Origin of the sequence: Cupriavidus yeoncheonensis, from assembly GCF_905397275.1 — a bacterium.
In the GTDB taxonomy this organism is placed as follows: domain Bacteria; phylum Pseudomonadota; class Gammaproteobacteria; order Burkholderiales; family Burkholderiaceae; genus Cupriavidus; species Cupriavidus yeoncheonensis.
In genome coordinates, this window is the sequence record NZ_CAJPUY010000005.1 from 129706 (window position 1) to 156638 (window position 26933).

Genomic DNA, 26933 nt, shown 5'->3' on the forward strand with positions numbered 1-26933 from the left:
GTGGCGCGCGGACTTGCCACGCCACCCTCCTCCGGCCTAAGGTTGCGGCTTTGGCCGGCATCCCGGCCAGCACCGGAGTACGCAGCCATGACCACGCCCATGCCTGACGACCGCACCCGCCGCATCATGCTGTGGGTGGTGGCGGTCGGCTTCTTCATGCAGACGCTGGATTCCACCATCGTCAACACCGCGCTGCCGTCGATGGCGCGCAGCCTTGGCGAAAGCCCGCTGCGCATGCAGTCGGTCGTGATTGCGTACTCGCTCACCATGGCCGTGATCATCCCGGCGTCGGGCTGGCTGGCGGACCGCTTCGGCACGCGCACCATCTTCCAGACCGCCATCGCGCTGTTCGTGCTCGGCTCGCTGCTGTGCGCGTATGCGGGCACGCTGCCGTTCCTGGTGGCGGCGCGCGTGGTGCAGGGTGTCGGCGGCGCCATGCTGCTGCCGGTGGGGCGGCTCTCGGTCCTGCGCACGTTTCCGCGCGACCAGTACCTGCAGGCGCTCAGCTTTGTCGCGATCCCGGGCATGATCGGTCCGCTGATCGGCCCGACGCTGGGCGGCTGGCTCACGCAGGCGCTGTCGTGGCACTGGATCTTCCTGATCAACGTCCCGGTCGGCATTCTCGGTGCGCTGGCGACGGTGCGCTACATGCCGAACGCGCGCCAGAGCGGCATTGGCCGTTTCGATGTCGCGGGCTATCTGCTGCTCGCCGTCGCCATGCTGGCGCTGTCGTTCTCGCTGGACGGCCTGGCCGAACTGGGCTTCCAGCATGCGACCGTGCTGATGCTGCTGATCGCCAGCATGGCCGCGCTGACGGCCTATGTGCTGCATGCGGGCCGTCGTCGCCAGCCGCTCTTCACGCTGCGGCTGTTCCGCATCCACAGCTTCAGCGTGGGTTTGCTCGGCAACCTGTTCGCGCGCATCGGCAATGGCTCGATGCCGTTCCTGATCCCGCTGACGCTGCAGATCAGCCTCGGCCACTCGCCGTTCGACGCCGGCCTGATGATGCTGCCCGTCACCGCGGCCGGCATGGCATCCAAGCGCCTGGCCACGCATCTGATCGAGCAGCACGGCTACCGCCGCGTACTGGTGGCCAACACGTTTGCGGTTGGCGTCGTGATGGCCGCCTTCGCGCTGATCACGCCGCAGCGGCCGCTGTGGATGGTCATCCCGCTGCTGGCGCTGTTCGGCATGGTCAACTCGATCCAGTTCACCGCGATGAACACGGTCACGCTCAAGGACCTGAGCGGCACCAGTGCCAGCGGCGGCAACAGCATGCTGTCGATGGTGCAGATGCTGTCGATGAGCCTGGCCGTCACCTCGGCGGGGGCGCTGCTGACGACGTTCGAGCAGGGCTTTGGCAACGGGCCGTCGGGCGTACTGCCCGCGTTCCATGCCACCTTTATCTGCATGGGGCTGATCACGTGTGCTTCGGCGTGGATCTTCATGCAGTTGTCGCCGCACGAGGCACGGGCGGTGGTGCATCGGACGGAACGGGCGGAGGGGTAGGGGGGTATGGGGGAAGGGGCGGGGGACTTCGTCTGAATCCAGGCCGCGGACGCGGACGTCCTCCGGCCTGGTGCGTCGGATGTCAGTCCGACTGGTACTTCGGCGAGCGCGGACCGTACAGGATGCCGCCGGGCTGGCCGGCCGACAGCAGGCGGTAGCTTGTGGTCGCCGCGACCTTGTAGCTGGCGTCGAGCGAGTGGTTGATCGCCTGCGTGATCGCCGCATTGACCAGCATGCCGATCAGGCCGCCACCACTGCTGGAGCTGTCGGTTGCCGCCACGGCCGTACCGTTCCAGAGCACGTCGCCGGTCTTCAGGTCGACGAGCTTGGCGCTTGCGGCCACGCGGGTCACGCTGCTGATGACCTGGTACTTGGAACCATACTCGGCCACGGTCACGTACAAGGCGGCGTCGGCGCCAAAGATCTGGCGCAGCTTGGCGACCGGCGTGGCATGGATGTCGCCGGGAACCGTCAGGCCGTTCTGGCGGAACGTCTCGTCAACCAGCGCCACTGGCAGCACGTAGTAGCCGGACTCCGCCAGCGGCGCGGTGGCCTGCGCGAGCATGCCGTAGGTCGCCTTGATGTCGGGCGACTCGTTCAGCGGCGGCAACACCAGGATGGAACGCGGCCGGCTCGCCTTGAACGCGGCATAGTCCACCTGCTTGTTCGGCACGGCACAGCCAGCGAAGAGCATGACGATGCCCAGGCTCGCGACATAGGTCAGAAGTCGGCGCATCATTTGCTGCTCCCTGCGGCGGTACGGGACTTGGCGTCCACGGCGGTACTGACCTTGGTCTCGGTCCGGGTGTCCGTCTTGACGTTCCTGAGCAGGAAGTCCATATACGGCGTCGCTTCGGGGAAGAGCGTCTTCTCGGTCTGGAACTCCTTGACCATCTGATCACCCTTGCCGATGTTCAGGTAGAGCATGCCAAGCTGGGCATGGTAGCCGGGCGGCACCGCGCCGCCCTTTGCCTTGATCTTCTGCAGGCCCTCTTCGAGCGCGGCAACCTGCGCTTCCTTCGACTCGCCCTTGAAGTATTCGTAAACCTGGACCTGATAGCCTTCCCATTGATACATGGGCTGTGGGCCCGCGCAGCCGGCAAGCAGGAGGCTGCCCGCTGCCGACAAGAACGCTGCGCTGCGCAGCGTGACCGTGTTTATCATCGTTGTTCTCGTAGTTGTGCGGACAGCCGGTTATTGGCCCGGCCTCCAGGAGCCGCTGTCGATGGCGCCCACCAGGTTATTGATCGCCTCGCGCATGGCGAGGTCCATCACCTTGCCGTTGAGCGTCGAGTCATAGCTTGCCGTGCCGCCGAAGCCGATCACCTCGCGGTTCGACAGCTTGTATTCGCCGGCGCCTTGCGTCGAGTACACGACCTCCGAGGTGCTGATGTTGATGATGTTCAGGTTGACCTTGGCATAAGCCACCTGCTCGCGGCCCCGGCCGAGAATGCCGAACAGCTGCACATCACCGACTTCCTTGCGGCCGAATTCGGTGATATCGCCCGTCACCACATAGTCGGCGCCCTTCAGGCGCTGCGCCTGGTTCTTGATCGAGGCCTCGCGCTTGATCTCGTCGAGATTTTCACGCTCGAGCACGTTAAAGCGGTTGGTTTGCTGGAGGTGGGTGACCAGGCTCGTCTTGGCCTGTCCGCTCAGGCGGTCAATGCCGTCCGAGAAGACGCCGCGCATATAGTTCGAGCGATTGTCGAACTTGCCCACGGCAATCGGCGTGCGCACGCCGTTGTACGGCCGGCTGGCGCTTTCGACCTTCTGCACGGGCAGTGCGGTGGAGGACTCCGTGGCGCAGCCGCCAAGCATCGCCAGCAGCCCGGCGGCAGCGGCCAGGGATACGGCAGTCAGTTTCTTCATGTCAATTCCTTCGTTGGATCAAAACCAGCTACATGCCCCGGCTCTAACAGGCAAGCGACGCCCGGAGAGGCCGGAGCCAGACAGGACTCTAAGCCAATTTGCGCGAAAAGTTTCGGCGGATGTGAGCGGAGAATCGTCGCGTTCTTCGACGGGGCAGCCGGCGGCGGGCGCGCGGCTCAGTGCTCGGATCTTCGCGCCGCCGGGTGGGACGTGCCTGGGAAGGGGGCATTTTCCGCGTCAGGCGCCGGAAAACCCGGTCGTCGGGCGCTGGCGTTGACGCAATCCTGTCCGGCGGCGGACTTCATGGCGTGGTGTCGGTGCCAACCACGCGCCGGGCGTCAGAAATCGCAGTTGTTCACAATGCGTTGGGGAATCGCAACAGACGCGGGCAGCGAGCGGCGTGGCCGCTCGCTCGGGGAATCAGGCAGCCTCCGCCACCCGAATCTCCACCAGCAGCTTCTTCAGCTCCGGCACGCACGAGCCGCAGTTGCCGCCGGCCTTGACGCAGGCCGTGATCTCGGCCGGGGTTGTCAGGCCGTGCTCGCGTACCGCATCGCAAATGGTATTGCGGCCCACGCCGAAGCACGAGCACACCGTCGGGCCGGCATCGGCGCCCTTCTGCATCGGTTGTCCCATCAGCAGGCCGATGCGGTCGGCATCCTCCAGCCGTTCGCGGCCGAACAGTTCCGCCAGCCAGGAGCGCGAGGGCAGGTCCGGGCGGGTGGCAATGTAGACGCACGCCTCCAGCCGGTCGTTGACGACATAGCCGGCGTGATAGGTGCCGGCGCTGCGGTCCTCATACTCGAGCCAGTCCGCATCCGGGTCGGTCACGCCGAGCAGGCTGCGCGCCCATGCGGCACGGTCGGCAATGGCTTCGCGCCCGGCGAATTCGTAGCGCTGGAACCGCTGCCCCTGCACGCGCGTCCAGTAGGTGAGGGTGTCGGCGGGCAGTTCCTTGCGGCTCAGCACGAAGCCGTGCCAGTTGACGCCGAACGGCTCCACGCACACCGGCGTGTGCTTGAACTCGGGTTCGCCCGAAACCGGGTCGACCACCGGGTTCACGAGCGCGCCGACGCGCGCGTCGGAACTGAACTGCGCGTTCCAGTGGATCGGCACGAACACGCTGCCGCGCGGAATGCCGCCGCCGTGCCGCACGCGTGCCACCATGGCGCCCCAGCGCGTGGAGACGCGCGCGAGCTTGCCTTCGCCGACGCCGCACAGCAGCGCATCCTGCGGATGCATGTCGACAAAAGGCTCGGGCAGGTGGTCCGCCAGGCGGGCCGACTTGCCGGTGCGCGTCATGGTATGCCACTGGTCGCGCACGCGGCCGGTGTTGAGGATCAGCGGATAGTCGCCGTCCGGCGCATGTGCCGGCGCGCGCGTCGGCGTGGCGACGAAGCGCGCCAGTCCGTCGGCATGGGCGTAGCGTCCGTCTTCGAACAGCCGGCGCGTCCCCGCCGGCGAACCCGCGATGACCGGCCACTGCACGGGTTCGAAATTGTCATAGCTGTCCTTGTCCATGCCGGCCATGCCGCCGATATCGAATGCTCGCGGTGCCTCGTCATTGCGCCAGGCGCTCAGGCGGGCATGCTCGTCAAAGATCTCGTGCTGTCCGGCATAGTCGAAGCCGGCAAAGCCCATGCGCCTGGCCACGTCGCACAGGATGCGCCAGTCGGCGCGCGCCTCGCCGGGGGCCGGCAGGAAGGCGCGCTGGCGCGAGATGCGGCGCTCCGAGTTGGTAACCGTGCCGTCCTTCTCGCCCCAGCCCAGCGCCGGCAGCAGCACGTGCGCGGTGTCGTTGGTGTCGGTGCGCTCGATGATGTCCGAACTGACTACCAGTTCGCATTTGGCCAGCGCGCGGCGCACCTGGTCGGCATCGGGCAGGCTGACCACGGGATTGGTGGCGATCACCCACACGGCCTTGACCCGGCCCTGCTCGATCGCATTGAACAGTTCCACCGCCTTGAGGCCAGCGCGGTCGGCCATGACCGGCGCTTGCCACAGGTCCTGCACGATGTCCCGGTGCAGCGGATTGGCCAGCTCCATGTGCGCGGCCAGCATATTGGCGAGGCCACCGACTTCGCGGCCACCCATCGCATTCGGCTGTCCGGTGAGCGAGAACGGCCCCATGCCCGCGCGGCCGATGCGGCCGGTCAGCAGGTGGCAGTTGATGATGCTGTTGACCTTGTCGGTGCCGGCCGACGACTGGTTGACGCCTTGCGAGAAGGCCGTAACGACCTTCTCGGTCTCGCCGAACAGGCGATAGAAGGCCAGCACGTCCTCGACGTCGAGCTTGCAGGCGCGCGCGACTGCCCCGGGGTCGCTGCAATCGACGGTTGCCTGCAGCGCATCATCCAGCCCCGACGTGCTGGTCCCGATGAAGGCGGTGTCGGCCTTGCCTTCTTGCGCGAGGTAGCTCAGCAGTCCGTTGAACAGCCAGACATCGGTGCCCGGACGTACCGCCAGGTGCAGGTCGGCCAGTTCGCACGTGGCCGTGCGGCGCGGGTCGATGGCGACGATCTTCATCTCCGGGCGCGCTTCCTTGGCCTTGACCAGGCGCTGGAACACGATCGGATGGCACCAGGCCGTGTTGGACCCTACCAGCACCACCAGGTCGGCCAGTTCCAGGTCTTCGTAGTTGCCCGGCACCAGGTCCTCGCCGAACGCGCGCTTGTGGCCGGCCACGGCCGACGACATGCACAGGCGCGAGTTGGTGTCGATATTGGCGGTGCCGATGAAGCCCTTCATCAGCTTGTTGGCGACGTAGTAGTCCTCGGTCAGCAACTGGCCGGATACATAGAGCGCGACGGCATCGGGGCCGTGTTCGCGCACGATGCGAGAGAACCCTTGCGCCACGGTGTCGAGCGCGTGGTCCCACGACACTTGTTCCAGCGCGCCGTCCGCACCGCGCACTTTCGGGTGCAACAGGCGGCCCTGCAGGTCGACCGTCTCGCCAAGTGCGGAGCCTTTCACGCACAGCCGGCCGCGATTGGAAGGATGCTCCGCATCCCCGGCAATCTCGACCTGTCCATCGGCGCGCACGGTGGCACGCACGCCGCAGCCGACTCCGCAGTAGGGGCAGGTCGTGGCGGTGGTCGTGGTCGGGGTGGCGGATACCACCGGGATGTCGGACAGGTTCACGCGTTCTCCGTTGGGGGCGATGTCGTTGTCGGCGGGCTTCCGGCGCGTCAGGCGCGTCAGGCAGCGAGCGCCTCGCACTGGGCCTTGCCGAACAGCAGGCGCTGGCGCAGCGCCGCGACCGGCGCGCGCTGCTGGATCAGGTCGAAGTACCACGGGCCGTCCTGCACGTCGCCATATAGCACGGCGCCGACGAGACAGCCGTTCTGCAGCACCAGCCGCTTGTAGACGCCGCGCCGCGCGTCGCGCAGCACGAGGTCTTCGCTGCCATCGCCGCCGATGAAGTCGCCGGCCGAATACAGGTCCACGCCGGTCACCTTGAGTTTAGTCGCCGTGGCCTGCTGGATATAGCGGCGATGGCCCGCGCCGGCGAGGTGCGCGGCGCACACGCGCGCCTGGTCCCAGATCGGCGCGACCAGGCCGAAGGTGGCCTGGCGGTGCTGCACGCATTCGCCGACGGCATAGATGCGCGGGTCGTAGGTCTGCAGCGTGTCGTCCACCACGATGGCGCGTTCGCAGTGCAGGCCGGCGCCAGCCGCCAGCTCGATATTCGGGCGCACGCCGGCGGTCATCACCACCAGGTCGGCCGGGATCTCGCTGCCGTCCTTGAAGCGCACGCCGGTCACGCGCGTATCGCCGAGGATCTCGCCGGTCTGCGCGCCCAGCATGAAGCGCAGGCCCTTGCGTTCCAGCGCGCTTTTGAGCAGGGTGGCGGCGGGCTTGTCGAGCTGCCGCTCCATCAGGCTGTCGCACAGGTGCACCACGGTCACGTCCATGCCCTGGCGCAGCAGGCCGTTGGCGGCCTCCAGCCCGAGCAGCCCGCCGCCGATCACCACGGCATGGCGATGGTTGCGTGCTGCATCCAGCATGGTTTCGACATCCTGGATGTCGCGAAAGGCGATCACGCCTTCGAGCTGGTGGCCGGGCACCGGCAGGATGAAAGGCTTGGAACCGGTAGCGAGCAGCAGGCGGTCATAGCGCACCTCGCGGCCGGACTGCGCGCGCACGGTGCGGCGCGGACGGTCGATGGCCACCACCGGGTCACCGGCCAGCAGTTCGATGCCATTCTGCGCATACCACTCGCGCGTATTGAGCATGATGTCGTCGACGGTCTTCTCGCCGGCCAGCACCGGGGACAGCAGGATGCGGTTGTAGTTGCCGTGCGGCTCGGCGCCGAAGACGGTGATGTCATACAGGTCCGGGGCCAGCTTGAGCAGTTCCTCGACCGTGCGCATGCCGGCCATGCCGTTGCCGACGACGACCAGCCGGGGCCGGGGCTGCGAGGGGGCGGATGGCGTCATGCGCAGGGTCTCCGTCAGGAACATGGGGTGTCAGGCTGCCAGCTCTTCCTCGACTTCGCTCAGGACCACGTCGGCGGCCACCCAGACCTTGCCGTCATAGACGCGCGCCGGGTAGGCATTGACCGAGTGTTGCGGCGCTTCCAGGCATTCGCCGGTGCGCAGGTCGAAGTGATGCTTGTAGATCGGCGACGCCACCACCAGGCGCTCACCCAGGTTGCCGACCAGTCCGCGGGACAGCACGGCCGCCTGCGAATTCGGGTCGAAGTTCTCGATGGCGTAGACCTCTTCGCCGCGGCCAATGCGGAACACCGCGACCTGCTGGTCGTCGACCAGGGCGCAGACACCAGTATTGGGCACGATATCGCGCAAGGTGCAGATCGCGGTCCAGGTTTCGGGATGGTGGGGATGGCTCATCACGTTCTCCTTCGCTTTCGTTGCATTCGGCTGCATTCAGGCTGCTTTTGCGGGCACGGCCACCACGGGAATGTGGTTCAGGCGGGAACGTTGCAAGTTCCGTTCCTCCGGCGTGGCCGGGCGGATCTGTCCGCGCTCTTCGATGAAGACAAGGTTGTCGTCGCGGCGCTCGCTGTTGACGAAGTGGCGGAAGCGCTTGCGCGTCTCAGGATCGGTCACGGCCTTCTTCCACTCGTCTTCGTAGGTGTCCACCACGTGCTGCATTTCCGCTTCCAGGTCGGCGGCGATGCCCAGCTTGTCGTCGAGGACGACGGCCTTCAGGTAGTCCAGGCCGCCTTCGAGGTTGTCGCGCCACACGCTGGTGCGCTGCAGGCGGTCGGCGGTGCGCACGTAGAACATCAGGAAGCGGTCGATGTAGCGCACCAGCGTGTCGTGGTCGAGGTCGCTCGCCAGCAGCTCGGCGTGGCGCGGCTTCATGCCGCCGTTGCCGCATACGTACAGGTTCCAGCCCTTGTCGGTGGCGATCACGCCCACGTCCTTGCCCTGCGCCTCGGCGCATTCGCGGGTGCAGCCGGACACGCCGAACTTGATCTTGTGCGGCGCGCGCAGGCCCTTGTAGCGGTTCTCCAGTTCGATGGCGAGGCCGACCGAATCGCCCACGCCGTAGCGGCACCACGTCGAGCCGACGCACGACTTCACCGTGCGCAGCGCCTTGCCGTAGGCATGGCCCGATTCAAAGCCCGCCGCGATCAGTTCTTCCCAGATATAGGGCAGTTCTTCGGCGCGGGCACCAAACAGGTCCACGCGCTGGCCGCCGGTGATCTTGGTGTAGAGGCCGTATTTCTTGGCGACCTGGCCCACGGCGATCAGCCCTTCGGGCGTGACTTCGCCGCCCGGCATGCGCGGCACCACGGAGTACGTGCCGTCCTTCTGGATATTGGCCAGGTAGTAGTCGTTGGAGTCCTGCAGGCTGGCATGCTCTTCCTTGAGCACGAACTCGTTCCAGCACGAAGCCAGGATGCTGCCCACGGTCGGCTTGCAGATATCGCAGCCCATGCCGTTGCCATGCGCTGCCAGCAGCGCGTCGAAGGACTTGAACTTGCCCACGCGAACCAGGTGGTAAAGCTCCTGGCGCGAGTACGGGAAGTGTTCGCAGAGATGGTTGTTGACGGCCATGCCCTGCTTCTTCATCTCGGCCTTCATGATCTGCGTGACCAGCGGCACGCAGCCGCCGCAGGCCGTACCGGCCTTGGTGCAGGTCTTGAGCGCGCCGATGCTGGTGGCGCCGTCGCACACGGCGCCGCAGATCTCGCCCTTGGATACGTTGTTGCACGAGCAGATCTGCGCGGTGTCGGGCAACGCGTCGGCACCCAGCGCCGGCCGGGCCTTGCCGCTGCTGTCGGGCAGGATCAGGAACTCGGGCGACTCGGGCAGCTCGATCTTGTTCAGCATCATCTGCAGCAGCGTGCCGTACTCGCTGGCATCGCCGATCAGCACGCCGCCCAGCAGGTACTTGCCGCAGTCCGAGACCACCAGCTTCTTGTAGACCTCCTTGCGGTCGTCGCTGAACTGATAGATGCGGGCGCCCGGCACGGCGCCGTGCGGATCGCCGATGCTGGCGACGTCCACGCCCATCAGCTTGAGCTTGGTGCTCATGTCGGCGCCGCCGAATTCCACGGTTTCGCCGCGCAGGTGGCGGGCAGCCACGCGCGCCATGTCATAGCCCGGAGCCACCAGGCCGTAGATCTTGCCTTGCCACAGCGCGCATTCGCCGATGGCGTAGACGTCCGGGTCGGAGGTGCGGCAATTGTTGTCCACCGCGATGCCGCCACGCTCGCCCACCGTCAGGCCGCTGGCGCGGGCCAGTTCGTCGCGCGGGCGGATGCCGGCCGAGAACACGATCATGTCGGTGTCGAGGTGCGTGCCGTCAGCAAACACCATGCGGTGGGTGCCGTCTTCACCGTCGACGATCTCGGTGGTGTTCTTGCCGGTGTGCGCGGTCACGCCCAGGCCTTCGATCTTCTGGCGCAGCATGCGGCCGCCGCCTTCATCGACCTGTACCGCCATCAGGCGCGGCGCGAATTCCACCACGTGGGTCTGCAGGTCCATGTCGCGCAGCGCCTTGGCGCATTCCAGGCCCAGCAGGCCGCCGCCGACCACCACGCCGGTCTTCGAGCGCGCACCGCATTCGCGCATCGCTTCCAGGTCTTCGATGGTGCGGTAGACGAAGCAGTCCTTGCGGTCCTTGCCCGGCACCGGCGGTACAAAGGGATAGGAGCCGGTGGCGAGGATCAGCTTGTCATAGGGCAGCGTCTCGCCGCTCGACACCGTTACGGTGCGCGCGGCGCGGTCGATCGACACCGCACGCGCATTCAGGCGCAGCAGCATGTTGTTGTTCTGCTCGAAGAAGCCTGCCGGCACCAGCGAGAGATCGTCGGCCGACTTGCCGGCGAAGAACTCGGACAAGTGGACGCGATCGTAGGCGGGGCGCGGTTCTTCGCAAAGCACGGTCACTTCCAGGTTCTGCGCGCCGGCTTCCGCCAGGCATTCCAGGAATTTGTGACCCACCATGCCGTGGCCGACGATGATCAGTTTCATGATGCGTTCCTTGTCCGGTAGTCAGTCTGTGCTGCTCGGGATGCTGTTTTCGTGGGGATGCGGGGAATTCAGCTGGCCAGCGCGCTGTCGTACAGCGCCTGTTCCTGCGCCTTGTGCTCGGCGCTGAAACGGATGGCGATGGCGCACAGTGCGGCGAGCGCCGCCAGCACGCCCAGCACGGTCAGGGTCTGCTGCAGGTCGCCCAGGCCCTTGAGCAGGAAGCCCGCGGCCACCGCGCCCACGTTGCCGCCGGCGCCGATGATGCCGGCCACGCCGCCGAGCGCCTTGCGGTCGATGAAGGGCACCAGCGCATACGTGGCGCCGCAGGCCATGTGGGTGAACAGGCCGAACAGGAGCATGGCGATGACGGCCAGCGTCACATTGCCTGCCTGCGCGAACCACAGCAGGCCAAGGCCTTCGCCGAGGATCAGCACGAACAGCAGCGTCGAGCGCGCATCCAGGCCGCGGCGGCGCGCCGCCTTGTCCGACAGCCAGCCGCCCAGCGCGCGGGCAAACAGCGCCAGCAGGCCGAAGCTGCCGGCCGCCAGGCCTGCGGCCTTCAGGCTCAGGCCGAAGCGGTCCACGTAGAACGTGGCGGCGATGTTGTGGATGAAGATCTCCACGCCGAAGCAGGCGCCGTAGGTAATGAACAGCAGCCACACGCGGTAGTTGGCGCTGGCCATGCGGAAGCTCTCCCAGCCGCCGCCCTTGCCGCTGCCCGTGATGGCCTGGCCGCGCGCACGCATGTCGGAGTAATTGCCTTCGGGGCAGTCCTGCGTGAAGCACCAGTAGACGACGGCCATCACCAGCATCAGCACGCCCGGCACCAGCAGCGCCACGCGCCAGCCCATGGTGTGGTCCACGCCCAGCATCAGCACGGCGCCCAGCAGCATTGGCATCAGCGCCTGCGCGGCACCGCCGCCGGCGTTGCCCCAGCCGGCCGCCGCCGCGTTGGCGGTGCCGACCACATTGGGCGCGAACATCACCGAGGTGTGGTACTGCGTGATGACGAAGCTGGCGCCGACCGCGCCGATCAGCAGGCGGAACGCGAGGAAGGTCTCGTAGCTCTGCGCGAACGCCACGCCCAGCACCGGCAGCGCGCCCAGCGCCAGCAGGCCGGTATAGGTCTTGCGCGGGCCGAAGCGGTCGCACATCGGGCCGATCACCAGCCGCACGAGGATGGTCACCGCCACCGCAGCGATATTGATGTTGGCGATCTGCGCCGGCGTGAGGCCGAACTCGCCCTTGAGCACCGGCATCAGCGGCGCGCAGGCGAACCACGCGAAGAAGCAGACGAAGAACGCCATCCAGGTCAGGTGGAAGGCGCGCATCTGCGGCGTGCCGAGGCTCAGCAGGTGGATGCGGGTGGCTTTGCCGGTCATCGTTCTCGCTCCGAGGAGCGGTGCGTGCGCACCGCCCAAAACAAAAGGCGTCCCGCAAACCGGGGTGATGCCGGTTCAGGGGACGCCGTTGTCCAGACAGCGGCTACATGGCATAGCCGCCGCGCTTGTGGGGTGGGCGGATCGCCGTTGATCCGCCCGTGTCAGTTACGCAAGCGCTGTGCCAGGAGGCGAAGTGATGGTGAGCGGGATATTTCGCGGCAAACGGGCGGGGCGGGCGATGCTTTTGCGCCCTGATGGGGCGCATCAGCCGGCGCGGCACACTCATGGTGCGCTGCAATGTATCGCCGAGGTGCCGGCGGGGAATCAGTCTTGCGGCGTGCCCGATGGTGTGAGGCGCATGACCGTCATGTCGGACGGCGACACCGCCTGGCCGTCTTCGTCGACCAGTGCCGCGCTGACGCGCTGGCCGTTGCGGCGCGAGCGGATTTCCACCGGGCCGGTGCCGTCGGCCGCCAGGTGGCGGTCTCCCCATTGCATCAGCCCGACCAGCACCGGCAGCAGTTCCACCGCGGCACGGGTCGGCCGGTACTCGAACCGCTCGCGCTCGCCCGGCTCCTTATAGCCGACCCGGCGCAGCAGCCCGGCCTCGGTCAGCGTCTTCAGGCGGGCGGACAGCACGGCAGGTGAGCATTCCAGCCGCTGCAGGAACTCATCAAAGCGGCTGACACCCTGGAAGATGTCGCGCAGGATCAGGATCGTCCACTTCTCGCCGATCAGCGCGAGCGTGGAGGCGATCGAACAATCGCGAAGGTCAGTGGCCGTGGCTTTCATGATGCACTGAGGATAGCACGCTGACTTCATTTGCAAAAGTCAGGTGTTTGCCTATACTCTGACTACGAATTATGAAGTCAGGTGGAAACGATGTACGGAACATGGCTGGGTCTGGCGGCGCAGGCGTCACAGCGGGTCGGCAATGAGAGCTGGACGCTGCGGCGCGGGGAGCAGGTGACCTTGCGCGCGGCGCAGGCGGAGGACGGCGCGGCCATGCGCGGCATGGTCGAAGGCCTGTCGCGCGAAAGCCGCTATTTCCGCTTCCTGACGGGCGGCCGCGTGGCCGACGGGATTGTCGAAGGGCTGGTGAGGGCTGGCGCGGATGGCGTGGCCCTGGTCGTGACGGCCCCGGGCGCTGACGGCGGCACCGAAGCGGTGATCGCTAACGGCCAGTTCGTGGTGACCGGGCACGGCACGGCGGAATTCGCCGTGCTCGTGGCCGATGCCTGGCAAGGCCAGGGTCTTGGCCGTCGCCTGATCGCCCGGCTGCTGCAACTGGCGCAGGCAGCCGGCGTGCGCTGCATGCGCGGCGATGTGCTCAGCGAGAACCGGCGCATGCTGGCCATCCTGCGCGGCCTGGGATTCAGCTGCCGGCGCAACCCCGAGGACAGCTATCTCCACGAGGCCACGCTTGCGCTCGGGGCAGCCGCGGCGAACATCGCCACACGGATGCCGGCCGACTGGGCCGCTGCCGGTTGAGCCGGGCGCGCGGCACTACTCGACGCGCGCGCCCGAGACCTTCACCACCCGCTCCAGCACCGGCATGGCCGTCTGGTAGTCATCGCGGAAGCGGGCCGAGGTGGTGCCCATGGCTTCCAGCCCGGCGACCTGCAGCCTTGCCTTGACAGCGGTGGTATTGGCGGCCGCGATGGCTTCCTTCTCCAGCCGGGCCAGCACCGGTGCCGGCGTCGCGGCGGGCGCGACCAGCACCAGCCAGCCGACCGGCCGGAACTCGGGCTCGGCCAGCCCGGCCTGCTGGAACGTGGGCACGTCCGCGATGCCGTCGATGCGCCTGTCGCCCGTTACCGCGAGCGCGCGCAGCTTGCCGGACTCCAGATAGGGCTTGATCGACATATACGACCCGATCGCCATCTGCACCTGTCCGCCGATCAGGTCCTGCAGCATCGGCGCCTCGCCCTTGTAGGCGATATGGCTCATCTCCATGCCGCGGCTGTTGCTCATGAACGCGCCCATCAGATGCGCGGCCGAGCCCACGCCCCATGAGCCGTAGTTGACCTTGCCCTTGTTCTGCTGCGCCCAGGCCACGAATTCCTTCACGCTTTTCGCCTGTACGGACGGGTGCACTGCCAGCACCAGCTGGCCCGAGGCCACCTGCGAGATCAGCGCGAAGTCCTTGCGCGGATCGTAAGGCAGCTTCGCGTACACGAACTGGTTGGTCATGATGGGCAGCGTGGTCGTGAACATCATGGTGTAGCCGTCGGCGGGGGCCTTGGCGACATAGCTGGCCCCGACGATGCCGCTGGCGCCGGCACGGTTCTCCACCACCACGGGCTGTCCGAGCCGCTTGCCCATTTCGTCGGCCATGGCGCGCCCGACCACATCGGTCGAACCGCCGGCGGGGAACGGCAACACCATGGTGATGGGCTTGCCGGGCCACGTCTGGGCCGCGGCAAGCGAACCGAGTCCGGTCATCAGTCCGAATGCCGCCAGTGCCACCTTGATGGTTCGCATGCTTGCTGTCTCCTGGTTTGGAAGGCAGGTGTCGTACCGCGCGGTCCAATCTGGAGCCCACCCCGCGTTCAGTCAAGCGCGCGGCGCAGAGGGAAAACCATGAGCGGCTGGCCATGCCGGGCAGAACGTTCCGGCCAGAATGTTCCAAGACGCAGCATGGATCAGCCCGCAGGCTTGCCGCGCGCCGTGGCCGTGCAGCCGATGGAGGCCACGATGATGCTGCCGATCGCCAGCCACTGGATCATGCTGAGCTGCTCGTGCAGGAACACCAGCCCGGCCAGCGCGCCCATGGCGGGCTCCATGCTGAGCAGGATGCCGAAGGTGCGCCGCGGCAGGCGCTTGAGCGCCACCATTTCGAGCGAATAGGGAATGGCGCTGGACAGCACGCCCACGGCCAGCCCGGCGAGCAGCAGCGGCGGGCTGAACATGGCCGTGCCGGCGTGGGCCACGCCGAATGGCAGCACCACCAGGGCCGCCACGGTCAGCCCGAGCGAAGTCGCCTGGCCGCCGTGCGCGTTGCCGGCACGCTGGCCGAAGATGATATAGAGCGCCCAGCCGACGCCCGCCGCCAGCGCGAAGCCGATGCCGACGGGGTCCAGATGGGTGGAGGCCTCGCCCAGCGGCAGAAGCAGCAGCAGCCCGGTGACGGCAAACGCGATCCACAGGAAATCGATGGCGCGCCGCGACGACAGCACCGCCACGGTGAGCGGGCCGGTGAATTCGACGGCAATCGCCAGTCCGAGCGGAATCGTGCGCAGCGACATATAGAACAGCAGGTTGGTCGCGCCCAGCGCGGCACCGTACAGGGCGATGGCCCGCGCATTGGCGGCGGAAAGCGGTATCCGCCACGGGCGCCACACGGCCAGCAGGATCAGCGCCGAAAAACCCACGCGCAGCGCGGTGGTCCCCTGCGCCCCGAGCGCGGAGAACAGCGACTTGGCGAACGAGGTGCCGATGCACAGGGAGGCCATCGAGCCGGTCAGCGCCACGACGGCGAGAAGGGTGGCGCTTTGCCGCAGGCGGTTCAGAGGCAATTGGAAATCCTGGTTGGGTGATGCAGCCGCATCTTGCGCCATGCGCGCGCCGGGCGCCATAGACGGGTGCGGGATTTCCGCGCTGTACAGTTCGCGCGACATCCGGATTTCCCTTTCCGCGCTGCCCGACTATGGTGGAGTCAGTCCTTTGCAACAGGAGCCAGGAGATGGAAGCTGCCGTTCGTCATGTCGTGATCACCGGCGCCGCCGGCGCCCTGGGCCGTGCAGTGGCCAGCCGTTTCGCGGGAGAGGGCTGCCGGCTGGCCCTGATCGACCACAAGCTGCAGCACCTGCAAAGCGTCTTTGCCCATCCGGATGCGGATGGCGGCATGCTGCTGCGCGAGGCCGATGTCACGTCCGGGAGCGCCATGGCCGCGACCGGCGCCGAGATCCTCGACACGTTCGGCGCGGTGGATGTCGTGGTCCACGTGGCCGGAGGCTTCGAGATGGGCGAGGCCACGCACGCCATCAGCCGCGAATCCTGGACGCGGATGATGGACCTGAACGCATGGTCGTTCATTGCCGTGACGCGGCCCTTCATTCCCGCGATGCTGGCGCGGGGCAGCGGCAAGGTCATTGCCGTGACGGCGCGCAGCGCGTCGGCGGGCGTGGCATCGATGGGCGCGTACTGCGCGTCCAAGAGCGCGCTGCAGCGGCTGGTCGAAAGCCTGTCGCGCGAAGTGCGCGGTGCCGGCATCAACGTCAACAGCATTGCCCCGGGCGTGCTGGATACCCCTGCGAATCGGCGAGACATGCCCAACGCCGATCCTTCGCAATGGGTTTCCACCGGCTCCGCGGCGCGCATGGTCGCGCTGCTGGCCTCGGAGGCCGCGGCGGCGGTTCACGGACAGCACCTGGTGCTCGACGGCCTGAGTTGAGCCGCTGGCGCAGGCCCGGGCCAGGCCGCTGCCGTGGCGCCCATCGCACTCAAGCAGTGCGATGGGCGCTGCCTGCACCTCAAGGCGGCCAGCCGCTCCCCGATTCCGCGCCATTCCTGCACGCTCAAGGTGCGCAAACCACGCCTGCGCACTGGCACACGCTTTGCTCTATCTCGACCAGGGAAGCGATGCATCATCGCTCACCGAAGGGTCGCTAGGGTTCCGGTCGCGCTGTGCGTGCGATGCCTGGTCCAAGAGCAACCGGCCTCAGGCGCGCTGGCTTCAGACCAGACCGCGTCCAGGCTCCACGGCGGGACAAAAGCCCGGGAGGTTCACTTCGTTGCGAGGTGTCTTCCCTGCTTTGCCACTGTCGAAAGGAGCCCCTCCGATGCCTCGCCTGCTGTCCTCGTTTCTCATTGCCAGACGCCTGCATGCCGTCCTCGCCGGTGTTGCCGTCTCCCTTGCATGCCTTGCCGCCACGCCAGTTCGTGCCGAGGTGCGCGTCGGCGTCTCCGACTGGCCCGGCTGGGTGGCCTGGTATGTGGCCCAGCAGAAGGGCTTCTTCGGCAAGCACGGCGCCGATGTCAAGCTGGTCTGGTTCGCCAACTACAGCGATTCGATCGCGGCCCTCTCATCCGGACAGCTCGACGCCAACTCGCAGTCCTGGTCCGACACGCTGGGTCCGCTCGCCAAGGGCTTGCCGCTGAAGGCCGTGCTGGTCAACGACAACTCGGCCGGCAATGACGCGCTGCTGGCCGGTGCGAAGATCCGCACCGTGGCGGACCTGAAGGGCAAGACCGTCGCACTGGAGCAATACAGCATCTCGCACTTCGTGCTGGCCACTGCGCTGGCAAAGGCCGGCCTCAAGCCGTCCGACGTGAAGATCGTCAACCTGGCCGCAGCCGATGCCGCCGCCGCCTTCATGATGGGGCGGGTGGACGCCGCGGTGGTCTGGAACCCCTGGATCGACCGCATCGTGCGCAGCGGCAAGGGTCATGCGCTGTTCACCTCCGCCGACATGCCGGGCCTGATTCCCGACCTGCTGGTGGCACAGCAGAAGGCCATCGCCACCAAGCGCAAGGACCTGGTGGGCATGATCCGCGCGTGGTTCGACGCGGAGCGTTTCATCCGGGAACAACCGGCCGAGGCCGCGGCCATCATGGCCAGGGTGGTCGGCATGAAGCCGGACGACTACAAGGTCTTCCTGCCCGGTACCCGCTTCTTCGACGCGGCCGCGAACCGCGCCGCGCTCGACGCCGCGCAGCCCGCGTCGCTGCAGGCGGTGGCGCCCACCATTGCCGGCTTCCTGCGCGACAACAAGCTGCTGGAAGGCAAGCCGGACGCAGGCCGCGGCGTGGATGCCACGCTGCTGGCGGAAGCACTCAAGTGAGGCCGCACATGCCTGACAACGACCTCCTCATGACGGCATTGCCGCCGGTGCGGCCCGCCGAAGCCAGCCGCGAACCCGAATGGCTCCCGGTGCGCACGCCGTGGTGGCGCCTGCGTACGGCACTCCCGGCGCGCCGCGCGGCGCTGCTGGTCGGGGCGGGCCTGCTGCTGCCGCTGCTGGCCTGGGCGCTGCTGGCCGCCAGTGGCCTGGTCGATCCCGTGTTCATGCCCGGCCCGGCCGCGGTGCTGTCGCGTCTGCACGACTGGGCGTTCGACGAGGACCTGGCGGGCGATGTCGCCATCAGTACCGCACGCGTGCTGGCGGGATGGGCGCTGTCGGCAGTGCTGGCGTTGCCACTGGGCCTGGCAATCGGCAGCTATCGCACCATACAGGCGCTGCTGGAGCCGCTGACCGACTTTATCCGCTACATGCCGGCGGTCGCCTTCATCCCGCTGGTGATGGTGTGGATCGGCATCGATGAAGGCGCCAAGGTTGCCATTATCTTCATCGGTACCTTCTTCCAGATGGTCCTGATGGTGGCCGAGGATGTGCGACGCGTGCCGCTGGCGCAGATCGAGGCAGCGCAGACCATGGGTGCATCGCGCGGCGAGATCATCCAGCACGTGATCGTGCCGTCGGCCAAGCCGGCCTTGCTTGACACGCTGCGCGTGACCATGGGGTGGGCCTGGACTTACCTGGTGGTGGCCGAGCTGGTGGCCGCGGGCTCCGGGCTGGGCTTTTCCATCCTCAAGGCGCAGCGCTTCCTCCAGACGGACAAGATCTTCGCCGGCATCCTGCTGATCGGGCTGGTCGGGTTGTTGCTGGACCAGCTCATGCGGCGCCTGCACCGGCTGGCCTTCCCTTATCTCTACATGGGGCGCTGAACCATGACCGAATCCATCCAACCCAAGCTCAGCGCCCGCGGCGTCTGGAAGTTCTTCGGTCCCCGCAGCGGCCACCCGGCCCTGCGGGACGTGAGCCTGGACGTGGCCGACAACGGCTTCGTCACCCTGGTGGGCGCTTCCGGTTGCGGCAAGTCCACGCTGCTGCGCACGCTGGGAGGCCTGGAGAGCTTCGACGCCGGCACGTTGCTGTGCGATGGCCACGCAATCACAGCACCGGCGCCCGAGCGCGCCATGGTGTTCCAGCACTACAGCCTCTACCCGTGGCTGACAGTCGCCGAGAATATCCGCTTCTGCCGGCGCCTGGGCCTGTTCACCCGGAGCCGCAGCAGCGCGGATGTGGAAGCCGCATCGGGCCGGGCCGATGCCCTGCTGCACCTGATGGGGCTGGCGCACGTGGCGGACGCCTACCCCGGCCAGCTTTCCGGCGGCATGCAGCAGCGCGTGGCCATCGGCCGTGCGCTGATGAGCCGCCCACGCGTGCTGCTGATGGACGAGCCCTTTGGCGCGCTGGACGCGCAGACGCGTGAGGTCATGCATGACCTGATCCTGCATGTGCACCGGCTGGAAAAGACCACGGTGGTGTTCGTCACCCACGACGTGGAAGAGGCGATCTATCTGGGCCAGCGCGTCGTGCTGATGGCACCGCGCCCGGGCCGCATCGACAGCGTCTACGAAGTGCCGCTGCCCGCCACGCGCCGGCAGGAGATGAAACACACGCAGGAGTTCCTGCAGCTCAAGCGCGACATCCTGGCGCGCATCCGGATGACTTCGGGCATGCAGACCGACCTGGACCTGCTCGACCAGCTGTCGCGCGCGGCCGCTGCCGCCTGACCCCACAGACGAACCCGACACGGAGACCTTCGATGGCACATGCCGAACACACCCTGGACAACCCCCCGCCGGGCTCCCCGGTGGATGCCGCGCCGCACTGGCAGCGCTTTGCTCCGCAACTGCCGGCCGCGCAGGTGTTGTGGAGCGAGATGGTGCCCGGTGGCGGGCACTGGAGCTGGCGCCTGTCGCGCGGCACCTCGCTGCGCTTCGTGGCATTGGGTGACCGGGCCAACTGCGCCGTGGTGCTCTATGCCGCCCACGACAGGCTGGAGCGCTACAGCATGCCCGATACCTGCAAGGCCCTGCACACCGCCCACTTCACGCGCGGCCACGTGCTGATGAGCGACATGGGCCGCGCCATGGCTTCGCTCACGCATGACACGCTGGGGTGGCACGATCCCTTCGGCGCATTGCTCGATACCGTGCGCATGCGCGACAAGTACGGCGAACAACGCTTCGAGGCGCATCGCAACGCCATGCATCGCTCGGGCCGCGACGGCCTGCTGGTGGAGACTGGCAAGTATGGGCTGTCCGCGCGTGACCTGATCGCGCCCGTCAACCTGTTCAGCAAGGTGGCAGTGGACGGGGAAGGGCGCTTCGCTTTCGATGCGGCGTGCAGCGTGCGTGGCACGGCGGTGGAGTTGCGCTGCGAAATGGACCTGATCCTCGCCATCTCCACCGCGCCGCATCCGCTGGACCCGCGCAATGGCTACCAGCCGGGCGCGATCGGCGTGGCTGCATGGCGCTCCGGCCCGGCGCCGGCCGACGACTACTGCCGCAGCTTCCGTCCCGAGTGCGCGCGCGCGTTGCACAACGCGGACATCTTCGCCATTTCCTGAGGCCGTTCATGACGATCACCACGACCATTCCGGCCAGCGCGGCATTCCAGCCGCATGCCAGTTCCCTCGATCCCGCCGGCGCCACGCTGCGCCACCGCCAGCCTGCCGGAGAGCCATGGCTGGCGGAAATCCGCGCCGGCCAGACCGTACGCATCGTCGACCTGATGGGCAACCAGGCGGCCGATGTGCTGTTCTACAACCGGCACGATGTGGCAGAGCACTACAGTGTCGCCGACACGCTGCTGCGCCAGGGCGGCATCTACCTCACCACGGGTTCGGTGCTGGTATCCAACCAGGGCAACGCGATGCTCACCATCGTGGCTGACACCTGCGGCCGGCACGATACGCTGGGCGGGGCCTGCGCCGCGGAGAGCAACACCGTGCGCTACGCGCTGCAGAAGAAGTTCATGCACTCCTGCCGCGACAACTATCTGCTCGCCATGTCACAGTCGGACGTGGGCCTGAGCAAGCGCGACCTGGTGCCCAACATCAATTTCTTCATGAACGTGCCGGTCACGCCGGAAGGAACGCTGCAATTTGCCGATGGCGTTTCCGGACCGGGCAAATATGTCGAGCTGCATGCGCAGATGGATGTATGGATGCTGGTATCGAACTGCCCGCAGCTCAACAACCCATGCAACGGCTACGACCCGACGCCTGTCGAGTTCATCGTCTGGGACGCCGCACCGCGCCTCTGATCCCTCCCTTGCGCCAGTACTGATCTGCACAGGCGCCGCCGCGGGACGACCCGTGGCCGCATCCCATCCGGCAGGACGACCTGCCCGACATCGAGAGGGAACCTTCCCCATGTCCAAGTTTTCTGATCGCGGCACCGGCCCGGCCGGGGCGCGCTTCGATACCGTGCTGATCGCCAATCGTGGTGCGATCGCCTGTCGCATCATCCGCACGCTGCGGCAACTCGGCCTGCGTTCGGTGGCGGTTTACTCGGAGGCCGATGCCGAATCCGCCCACGTGGCGCTGGCGGATGCCGCCGTCTGCATCGGCCCGGCGCCCGCATCGCAGAGCTACCTCGACGGCGCCCGCATCCTGGAAGCCGCGCGCGAAACCGGCGCGGGTGCCATCCATCCGGGCTACGGCTTCCTGTCGGAGAATCCCGGCTTCGCACGGGACTGCGAGGCGGCCGGCATTGCCTTCATCGGGCCGACGCCGGGGCAGATGCAGGCCTTCGGCCTCAAGCACACCGCGCGCGCGCTGGCCGAGCAGCATGCCGTGCCATTGCTGCCGGGCAGCGGCCTGCTCGACGGACTGGCCCATGCGCTGGCCGAGGCGGCGCGCATCGGCTACCCGGTCATGCTCAAGAGCAGCGCGGGCGGTGGCGGCATTGGCATGCGGCTGGTGCGCAGCGAAGCGGAGCTGGTGCCGGCCGTCGAGGCGGTAGAGCGCCTGGCGCGTGCCAACTTCAAGGATGCCGGCCTGTTCCTGGAGAAGTTCGTGGAGCGCGCCCGCCATATCGAGGTGCAGTTGTTCGGCGATGGGCAAGGCAACGTGATTGCGCTGGGCGAGCGCGATTGTTCCGCGCAGCGCCGCAACCAGAAAGTGGTCGAGGAAACCCCGGCGCCAGGTCTTGACGCTGTGACACGCAGCGCGCTGACCGACGCCGCCGTGCGTCTCGGCCGCGCCGTCCGCTACCGCTCCGCCGGCACGGTGGAGTTCGTGCTCGATGCCGACACCGGCGCGTTCTACTTCCTGGAGGTCAACACGCGGCTGCAGGTGGAGCATGGCGTGACCGAACAGGTCACCGGCGTCGACCTGGTTGCATGGATGGTGAAGCTCGCACGCGGTGACAGGTTTGCGTTGCACGCGCCGGCGCCGCGCGGGGCTTCGATCCAGGTGCGCCTCTATGCCGAAGATCCGGCGCGCAACTTCCAGCCCAGCGCCGGCCTGCTGACCGAAGTCGCGTTTCCTGGCGATACTCCTGGCGATATCCGCGTGGAAAGCTGGGTGAGCGCAGGCACCGAGGTGCCTGCTCACTACGACCCGATGCTGGCCAAGCTGATCGTCACCGGCACGGACCGGGCCGATGCCGTGCGCCGCTTGCAGCAGGCACTGGCTGGTTCGCGCGTGGGCGGCATCGAGACCAACCTGCGATACCTGCGTACCGTGGCCGCCAGCGAGGATTTCGTCGCCGGGCGCATCGTCACGCGTTCGCTGGGCGACCTGCGCTACCAGCCAAATGCCGTCGAGGTGCTCGAAGCCGGCGTGCAGACCACGGTGCAGGACTGGCCCGGCCGTGTGGGCTACTGGGACGTGGGCGTGCCGCCATCCGGCCCGATGGATGACCTTTCCCTGCGCATTGCCAACCGGCTGGTCGGCAATGCGCAAGGTGCCGCCGGCCTGGAGTGCACCCTGGGCGGCCCGACCCTGCGCTTCTGGCATGACGCGGTCATCGCCGTATGCGGCGCGCCCTTGCCGGTCACGCTGGACGACAGGCCATTGGCGCCGTGGGTCGCACATCGCGTGCGGGCGGGCAGCACGCTTGCCATCGGTGCCGGGCCGGCTCAGGGAAGCCGTGCCTATCTGGCGGTCCGCGGCGGCTTCGATGTGCCACGCTACCTTGGCAGCCGTTCCACCTTTACGCTGGGGCAGTTCGGCGGACACGGCGGCCGCACCTTGCGCGTGGCGGACGTGTTGCATATCGGCGATGACACGGCGACGGAGCCCGCGTCATTGCCCGAGTCGGCCGTACCGTCGTTTCCAACGCCGGGCGAAGCCTGGGAGATCAGCGTACTGTACGGCCCGCACGGCGCACCGGACTTTTTCACCGAAGCGGATATCGACAGCTTCTTCGCAGCGGAATGGGAAGTTCACTACAACTCCAGCCGCACCGGCGTGCGCCTGATCGGCCCGAAGCCGCAATGGGCGCGGCCCGATGGCGGCGAGGCCGGGCTGCATCCGTCGAACATTCATGACAACGCCTATGCCATCGGTGCGATCGACTTCACCGGCGATATGCCTGTGATCCTCGGCCCCGACGGGCCCAGCCTCGGTGGCTTCGTCTGCCCGGCGGTGGTGGCCGCGGCCGAACGATGGAAGCTGGGCCAGCTCCGGCCGGGCGCGCGGGTGCGCTTTCGCCGCATCGGGCAGGACGAGGCGGGGCGCCTGCGCTGCGCGCAGGACGCGCTAGCAGCCACGCTTGCCGCGCAGCCGCCGGTACCGGCGGCCGCTTCGGCGGAGTCGCCGGTGGTGTTCTCCAGGGCGGGCGCCGCCGGCCGGCCCGGGCTGGTGATGCGGCAGGCCGGCGACCGTTACCTGCTGGTCGAACTGGGCGATGCGCAGCTCGATATCGGCCTGCGCATGCGCATCCATGCGCTGCACGCCGCCCTGCAGTCGCGCAGGCTGGCGGGCATCGTCGACCTGACGCCGGGTATCCGCTCGCTGCAGTTGCATTTCGATCCATCGCAGCTCGACCGCCGCGCACTGGTTGAGGCGATCGTGCAGGCCGACGACGCCCTGGGGGACACGGACGGCCTCTCGGTGCCCTCCCGGACCGTGTGGTTGCCGCTCTCCTGGGATGACAGCGCCACGCGCCTCGCCATCGACAAATACATGCAGTCGGTGCGTCCCGATGCGCCTTGGTGCCCCAGCAATATCGAGTTCATTCGTCGCATCAACGGGCTGGCATCGGTCGAAGAGGTTCGGGACATCGTGTTCGCAGCCAGCTATCTGGTAATGGGACTGGGCGATGTCTACCTGGGCGCGCCCGTGGCCACTCCGCTCGACCCACGCCACCGGCTGGTGACCACCAAGTACAACCCGGCGCGCACCTGGACGCCCGAGAACGCGGTGGGCATCGGTGGCGCGTATATGTGCGTGTACGGCATGGAAGGCCCCGGGGGCTACCAGTTTGTCGGCCGCACGCTGCAAATGTGGAACCGCTGGCGCGATGCAGACAGCGGCGCACCGGCCTTCGAGGCCGGCAAGCCCTGGCTGCTGCGCTGCTTCGACAAGATTCGCTTCTATCCCGTCAGCGAGGCCGAGCTGGCGCAGATCCGCAAGGATTTCCCGGCGGGCCGCTACCCGCTGCGCATCGAGGCTGGCAGCTTCGCCATGCGCGACTACCAGGCCATGCTGGATGAGAGCACCGTGGATATCGCAGCCTTCCGCGCGCGACAGCAAGCCGCCTTTGCCGCCGAGCGGGAACGCTGGCGCGAGCTGGGCCATGCCGAGCATATGGAAGAGAACGCCGGCGCGATGGCGCCGGCCGACGATGCCGGCACGCGCCCCGAGGGCGCGCGCGCGGTCTGCAGTGCGGTGCCCGGCAGTGTCTGGAAGCTGCTGGTGGAGGCGGGAAGCCACGTGAAAGCAGGCGACACGCTGGTCGTGGTGGAGTCCATGAAGATGGAATTTGCCGTGACCGCGCCTTGCGCCGGCACGGTATGGCGCGTTGGCTGTGCCGAAGGCGCACCGGTCGGAGCGGGGCAGGAGGTGGTGGTGATCGTGCCGGAGGCGGCGCAGGATCGCGAGGTGCCGGAAATCGAGGTGGCAGCATGACCGACCATTCCACTGCCATGCCGTTTTCCCTGGATATTGCCTCCCTGCAGGCGGACTATCGCCATGGCAGGCGTACGCCCGTCGATGTCGTGGAGGCCGTGATTGCTGCCACCGCGGACGATCCGCACCGTGCCTGGATCCATCGGCTCGATGCGCAGGCCTTGCGCCGGCGTGCCCGGGAACTCCTGGCGTGCAATCCGTCGGACCTGCCGCTCTATGGCATCCCGTTCGCCATCAAGGACAACATCGACCTGGCGGGCTGTCCTACCACGGCGGCCTGCCCGGCCTATGCCTATACGCCGCAACACAGCGCCTTTGTGGTGCAGCGGCTGCTCGACGCGGGCGCCATCGCCATCGGCAAGACCAACCTCGACCAGTTCGCCACCGGGCTGAACGGCACGCGCTCGCCGTATGGCGCCTGCCGCAATGCCTTCGACGCGGCGCATGTATCCGGCGGCTCCAGTTCGGGTTCGGCCGTTGCCGTGGCGCTGGGGCACGTGAGCTTCGCGCTGGGGACCGACACGGCGGGCTCGGGACGCGTCCCGGCCGCGTTCAATCACCTTGTGGGCCTCAAGCCCACCTGCGGCGTGTTGTCCGCAACGGGCGTGGTGCCGGCCTGCCGCTCGCTGGACACGGTGTCGATCTTTGCGCTGACCGCCAACGATGCGCACCGCGTGTTTGCGGCGGCGCGGGGCTACGATGGCGCAGATGCCTTCTCGCGCCACGCCTTGCCGCACGGCTTCGACTTTGGCGGCGCTGCCACGTTCCGCCTGGGGGTACCGGTGCCAGCTCAGCTGGGGCAGCTGGGGCCCGGCTACGCCGATGCCTGGGCACGGTCGCTGGCCCACGCCCGTGGGCTGGGGGCGGAGTTGATCGAAATCGATATCGCCCCTTTCCTGGAAGCCGCGCGCCTGCTCTACGATGGCCCATGGGTGGCCGAGCGCTATCAGGCCATCCGCGCCTTCATCGACGCGCAGCCAGAAGCGGTGTTCCCGGTCACGCGCCAGATCACGCTTGGCGGCGCCGTGCCAAGCGCCGCCGATGCCTTTGCCGCCAGCTATCGCCTGCGCGAATTGCGCCGTGTGTGTGACGCCGTGTGGGACCAGGTCGACGGGTTCATGCTGCCGACGGCGCCGCAGCATCCCACCGTCGACGACATGCTGGCCGAACCGGTCCGGTTGAACGGTGATCTGGGCCGCTTCACCAATTTCATGAACCTGCTCGACTACGCCGGCATTGCGGTGCCGGCTGGCTTCACGGAAGCCGGGCTGCCGTTTGGCGTGACGGTGGTGGCTCCCGCGCATCAGGATGTGCCCTTGCTGCGGCTGGCGACGCGCTGGCAACAGGCGCTGCGTGGGCGCGCCGCCACCCTGGGCGCGACCGGCCGCTCGTTGCCGGACGATGCCGCGCCGCTTGCCGCGATCCGCTCCGGGCAGGTCCGCGTCGCGGTTTGTGGTGCGCACCTGCAAGGCCAGCCGCTGCACCATCAGCTGACCGAGCGTGGTGCCCGGCTGGTGGCGCGCACCCGTACGGCGCCCTGTTACCGGCTCCATGCCTTGCCAGGCGACGGCCCGCAGCGCCCGGGACTGGTGCGCGTGGACGACGGCGGCGCAGCCATCGAAGTGGAGGTGTGGGAACTGCCGGAGGCCAGCTTTGGCAGCTTTGTGGCGGGCATTCCCGCCCCGCTGGGAATTGGCCGCACGCAACTGGCCGACGGTGCCAGTGTCCCGGGGTTCATCTGCGAGCCCGCGGGGTTGGCAGGGGCCGAAGACATCACCGCCTACGGCGGATGGCGGGCCTGGCTGGCACGGGAGGGCGCCGGGCAACCGTAGCGCCGGGTCGTCCG

General features: G+C 67.8%; 21 protein-coding genes and 1 riboswitch. Of the genes, 10 read left to right on the plus strand and 11 right to left on the minus strand.

What is annotated here, in order from left to right; genetic code table 11:
• Positions 1-87: 87 nt before the first annotated feature.
• Positions 88-1509 carry a multidrug transporter subunit MdtD gene (mdtD, locus tag KHO22_RS08525; protein WP_211946680.1) on the plus strand — a complete coding sequence of 474 codons (1422 nt, stop codon included), beginning with the start codon at positions 88-90 and terminating at the stop codon, positions 1507-1509.
• Positions 1510-1591: 82 nt separating this feature from the next.
• On the opposite strand, the gene KHO22_RS08530 is transcribed toward mdtD, so the two are convergent.
• From KHO22_RS08530 to KHO22_RS08570, 9 genes are all read right to left on the minus strand, one after another.
• On the minus strand, positions 1592-2248 hold the full coding sequence (locus KHO22_RS08530) for a DUF799 domain-containing protein (RefSeq protein WP_211946681.1): 657 nt from the start codon (positions 2246-2248) through the stop codon (positions 1592-1594).
• The gene (locus KHO22_RS08535) at positions 2245-2673 is read right to left on the minus strand and encodes a DUF4810 domain-containing protein (protein ID WP_211946682.1); all 429 of its coding nucleotides are present in this window, start codon (positions 2671-2673) and stop codon (positions 2245-2247) included. The genes KHO22_RS08530 and KHO22_RS08535 overlap by 4 nt, the downstream gene beginning before the upstream one ends.
• Before the next feature lie 30 nt (positions 2674-2703).
• Complete coding sequence (locus tag KHO22_RS08540; protein WP_211946683.1) at positions 2704-3381, minus strand: CsgG/HfaB family protein; 678 nt, start codon at positions 3379-3381, stop codon at positions 2704-2706.
• A 420-nt stretch (positions 3382-3801) separates the two neighbouring features.
• A complete protein-coding gene (locus tag KHO22_RS08545; protein WP_211946684.1) occupies positions 3802-6522 on the minus strand; it encodes a nitrate reductase in 2721 nt (906 codons plus the stop codon).
• Positions 6523-6578: 56 nt separating this feature from the next.
• Complete coding sequence (locus tag KHO22_RS08550) at positions 6579-7820, minus strand: NAD(P)/FAD-dependent oxidoreductase (protein ID WP_211946685.1); 1242 nt, start codon at positions 7818-7820, stop codon at positions 6579-6581.
• Between the two features lie 30 nt (positions 7821-7850).
• Positions 7851-8234 carry a nitrite reductase small subunit NirD gene (gene nirD, locus KHO22_RS08555; RefSeq protein WP_211946686.1) on the minus strand — a complete coding sequence of 128 codons (384 nt, stop codon included), beginning with the start codon at positions 8232-8234 and terminating at the stop codon, positions 7851-7853.
• 36 nt (positions 8235-8270) lie between these two features.
• Positions 8271-10832 carry a nitrite reductase large subunit NirB gene (nirB, locus tag KHO22_RS08560; RefSeq protein WP_211946687.1) on the minus strand — a complete coding sequence of 854 codons (2562 nt, stop codon included), beginning with the start codon at positions 10830-10832 and terminating at the stop codon, positions 8271-8273.
• A 68-nt stretch (positions 10833-10900) separates the two neighbouring features.
• The gene (locus KHO22_RS08565; protein ID WP_211946688.1) at positions 10901-12214 is read right to left on the minus strand and encodes an MFS transporter; all 1314 of its coding nucleotides are present in this window, start codon (positions 12212-12214) and stop codon (positions 10901-10903) included.
• A gap of 324 nt (positions 12215-12538) precedes the next feature.
• The gene (locus tag KHO22_RS08570) at positions 12539-13036 is read right to left on the minus strand and encodes a winged helix-turn-helix transcriptional regulator (RefSeq protein WP_211946689.1); all 498 of its coding nucleotides are present in this window, start codon (positions 13034-13036) and stop codon (positions 12539-12541) included.
• A 60-nt stretch (positions 13037-13096) separates the two neighbouring features.
• Between KHO22_RS08570 and KHO22_RS08575 the strand changes: the two genes are divergently transcribed.
• On the plus strand, positions 13097-13705 hold the full coding sequence (locus tag KHO22_RS08575; protein ID WP_211946690.1) for a GNAT family N-acetyltransferase: 609 nt from the start codon (positions 13097-13099) through the stop codon (positions 13703-13705).
• A gap of 15 nt (positions 13706-13720) precedes the next feature.
• Here the strand turns inward: KHO22_RS08575 and KHO22_RS08580 are convergent, their stop codons facing one another.
• Positions 13721-14698: a Bug family tripartite tricarboxylate transporter substrate binding protein gene (locus KHO22_RS08580; RefSeq protein ID WP_211946691.1), complete on the minus strand. Its 978-nt coding sequence runs from the start codon at positions 14696-14698 to the stop codon at positions 13721-13723.
• A 161-nt stretch (positions 14699-14859) separates the two neighbouring features.
• Positions 14860-15732: an EamA family transporter gene (locus KHO22_RS08585; RefSeq protein WP_211946692.1), complete on the minus strand. Its 873-nt coding sequence runs from the start codon at positions 15730-15732 to the stop codon at positions 14860-14862.
• A 167-nt stretch (positions 15733-15899) separates the two neighbouring features.
• On the opposite strand from KHO22_RS08585, the gene KHO22_RS08590 reads away from it, so the two are divergent.
• From KHO22_RS08590 to atzF, 8 genes are all read left to right on the plus strand, one after another.
• Positions 15900-16610: an SDR family NAD(P)-dependent oxidoreductase gene (locus KHO22_RS08590; RefSeq protein ID WP_211946693.1), complete on the plus strand. Its 711-nt coding sequence runs from the start codon at positions 15900-15902 to the stop codon at positions 16608-16610.
• Positions 16611-16813: 203 nt separating this feature from the next.
• A riboswitch (guanidine-I (ykkC/yxkD leader) is annotated at positions 16814-16942 on the plus strand.
• Positions 16943-16998: 56 nt separating this feature from the next.
• A complete protein-coding gene (locus KHO22_RS08595) occupies positions 16999-18000 on the plus strand; it encodes an ABC transporter substrate-binding protein (RefSeq protein ID WP_211946694.1) in 1002 nt (333 codons plus the stop codon).
• An 8-nt stretch (positions 18001-18008) separates the two neighbouring features.
• Positions 18009-18884: an ABC transporter permease gene (locus KHO22_RS08600; RefSeq protein ID WP_230426797.1), complete on the plus strand. Its 876-nt coding sequence runs from the start codon at positions 18009-18011 to the stop codon at positions 18882-18884.
• A gap of 3 nt (positions 18885-18887) precedes the next feature.
• Complete coding sequence (locus tag KHO22_RS08605; protein ID WP_211946695.1) at positions 18888-19736, plus strand: ABC transporter ATP-binding protein; 849 nt, start codon at positions 18888-18890, stop codon at positions 19734-19736.
• Positions 19737-19768: 32 nt separating this feature from the next.
• Positions 19769-20575, plus strand: a complete 807-nt coding sequence (locus KHO22_RS08610) for an urea amidolyase associated protein UAAP1 (RefSeq protein WP_211946696.1) — start codon at positions 19769-19771, stop codon at positions 20573-20575.
• Between the two features lie 8 nt (positions 20576-20583).
• Positions 20584-21273, plus strand: a complete 690-nt coding sequence (locus KHO22_RS08615; protein ID WP_211946697.1) for an urea amidolyase associated protein UAAP2 — start codon at positions 20584-20586, stop codon at positions 21271-21273.
• A gap of 109 nt (positions 21274-21382) precedes the next feature.
• Complete coding sequence (uca, locus tag KHO22_RS08620) at positions 21383-25087, plus strand: urea carboxylase (RefSeq protein WP_211946698.1); 3705 nt, start codon at positions 21383-21385, stop codon at positions 25085-25087.
• On the plus strand, positions 25084-26919 hold the full coding sequence (gene atzF / locus KHO22_RS08625) for an allophanate hydrolase (protein ID WP_211946699.1): 1836 nt from the start codon (positions 25084-25086) through the stop codon (positions 26917-26919). The genes uca and atzF overlap by 4 nt, the downstream gene beginning before the upstream one ends.
• The last annotated feature ends 14 nt before the right edge of the window (positions 26920-26933 follow it).

Coding starts and splice junctions, on each gene's coding strand:
- mdtD (WP_211946680.1), top strand. CDS start 88: ATGACCACGCCCATGCCTGACGACCGCACCCGCCGCATCATGCTGTGG.
- KHO22_RS08530 (WP_211946681.1), bottom strand. CDS start 2,248: ATGATGCGCCGACTTCTGACCTATGTCGCGAGCCTGGGCATCGTCATG.
- KHO22_RS08535 (WP_211946682.1), bottom strand. CDS start 2,673: ATGATAAACACGGTCACGCTGCGCAGCGCAGCGTTCTTGTCGGCAGCG.
- KHO22_RS08540 (WP_211946683.1), bottom strand. CDS start 3,381: ATGAAGAAACTGACTGCCGTATCCCTGGCCGCTGCCGCCGGGCTGCTG.
- KHO22_RS08550 (WP_211946685.1), bottom strand. CDS start 7,820: ATGACGCCATCCGCCCCCTCGCAGCCCCGGCCCCGGCTGGTCGTCGTC.
- nirD (WP_211946686.1), bottom strand. CDS start 8,234: ATGAGCCATCCCCACCATCCCGAAACCTGGACCGCGATCTGCACCTTG.
- nirB (WP_211946687.1), bottom strand. CDS start 10,832: ATGAAACTGATCATCGTCGGCCACGGCATGGTGGGTCACAAATTCCTG.
- KHO22_RS08565 (WP_211946688.1), bottom strand. CDS start 12,214: ATGACCGGCAAAGCCACCCGCATCCACCTGCTGAGCCTCGGCACGCCG.
- KHO22_RS08570 (WP_211946689.1), bottom strand. CDS start 13,036: ATGAAGTCAGCGTGCTATCCTCAGTGCATCATGAAAGCCACGGCCACT.
- KHO22_RS08575 (WP_211946690.1), top strand. CDS start 13,097: ATGTACGGAACATGGCTGGGTCTGGCGGCGCAGGCGTCACAGCGGGTC.
- KHO22_RS08580 (WP_211946691.1), bottom strand. CDS start 14,698: ATGCGAACCATCAAGGTGGCACTGGCGGCATTCGGACTGATGACCGGA.
- KHO22_RS08590 (WP_211946693.1), top strand. CDS start 15,900: ATGGAAGCTGCCGTTCGTCATGTCGTGATCACCGGCGCCGCCGGCGCC.
- KHO22_RS08595 (WP_211946694.1), top strand. CDS start 16,999: ATGCCTCGCCTGCTGTCCTCGTTTCTCATTGCCAGACGCCTGCATGCC.
- KHO22_RS08600 (WP_230426797.1), top strand. CDS start 18,009: ATGCCTGACAACGACCTCCTCATGACGGCATTGCCGCCGGTGCGGCCC.
- KHO22_RS08605 (WP_211946695.1), top strand. CDS start 18,888: ATGACCGAATCCATCCAACCCAAGCTCAGCGCCCGCGGCGTCTGGAAG.
- KHO22_RS08610 (WP_211946696.1), top strand. CDS start 19,769: ATGGCACATGCCGAACACACCCTGGACAACCCCCCGCCGGGCTCCCCG.
- KHO22_RS08615 (WP_211946697.1), top strand. CDS start 20,584: ATGACGATCACCACGACCATTCCGGCCAGCGCGGCATTCCAGCCGCAT.
- uca (WP_211946698.1), top strand. CDS start 21,383: ATGTCCAAGTTTTCTGATCGCGGCACCGGCCCGGCCGGGGCGCGCTTC.
- atzF (WP_211946699.1), top strand. CDS start 25,084: ATGACCGACCATTCCACTGCCATGCCGTTTTCCCTGGATATTGCCTCC.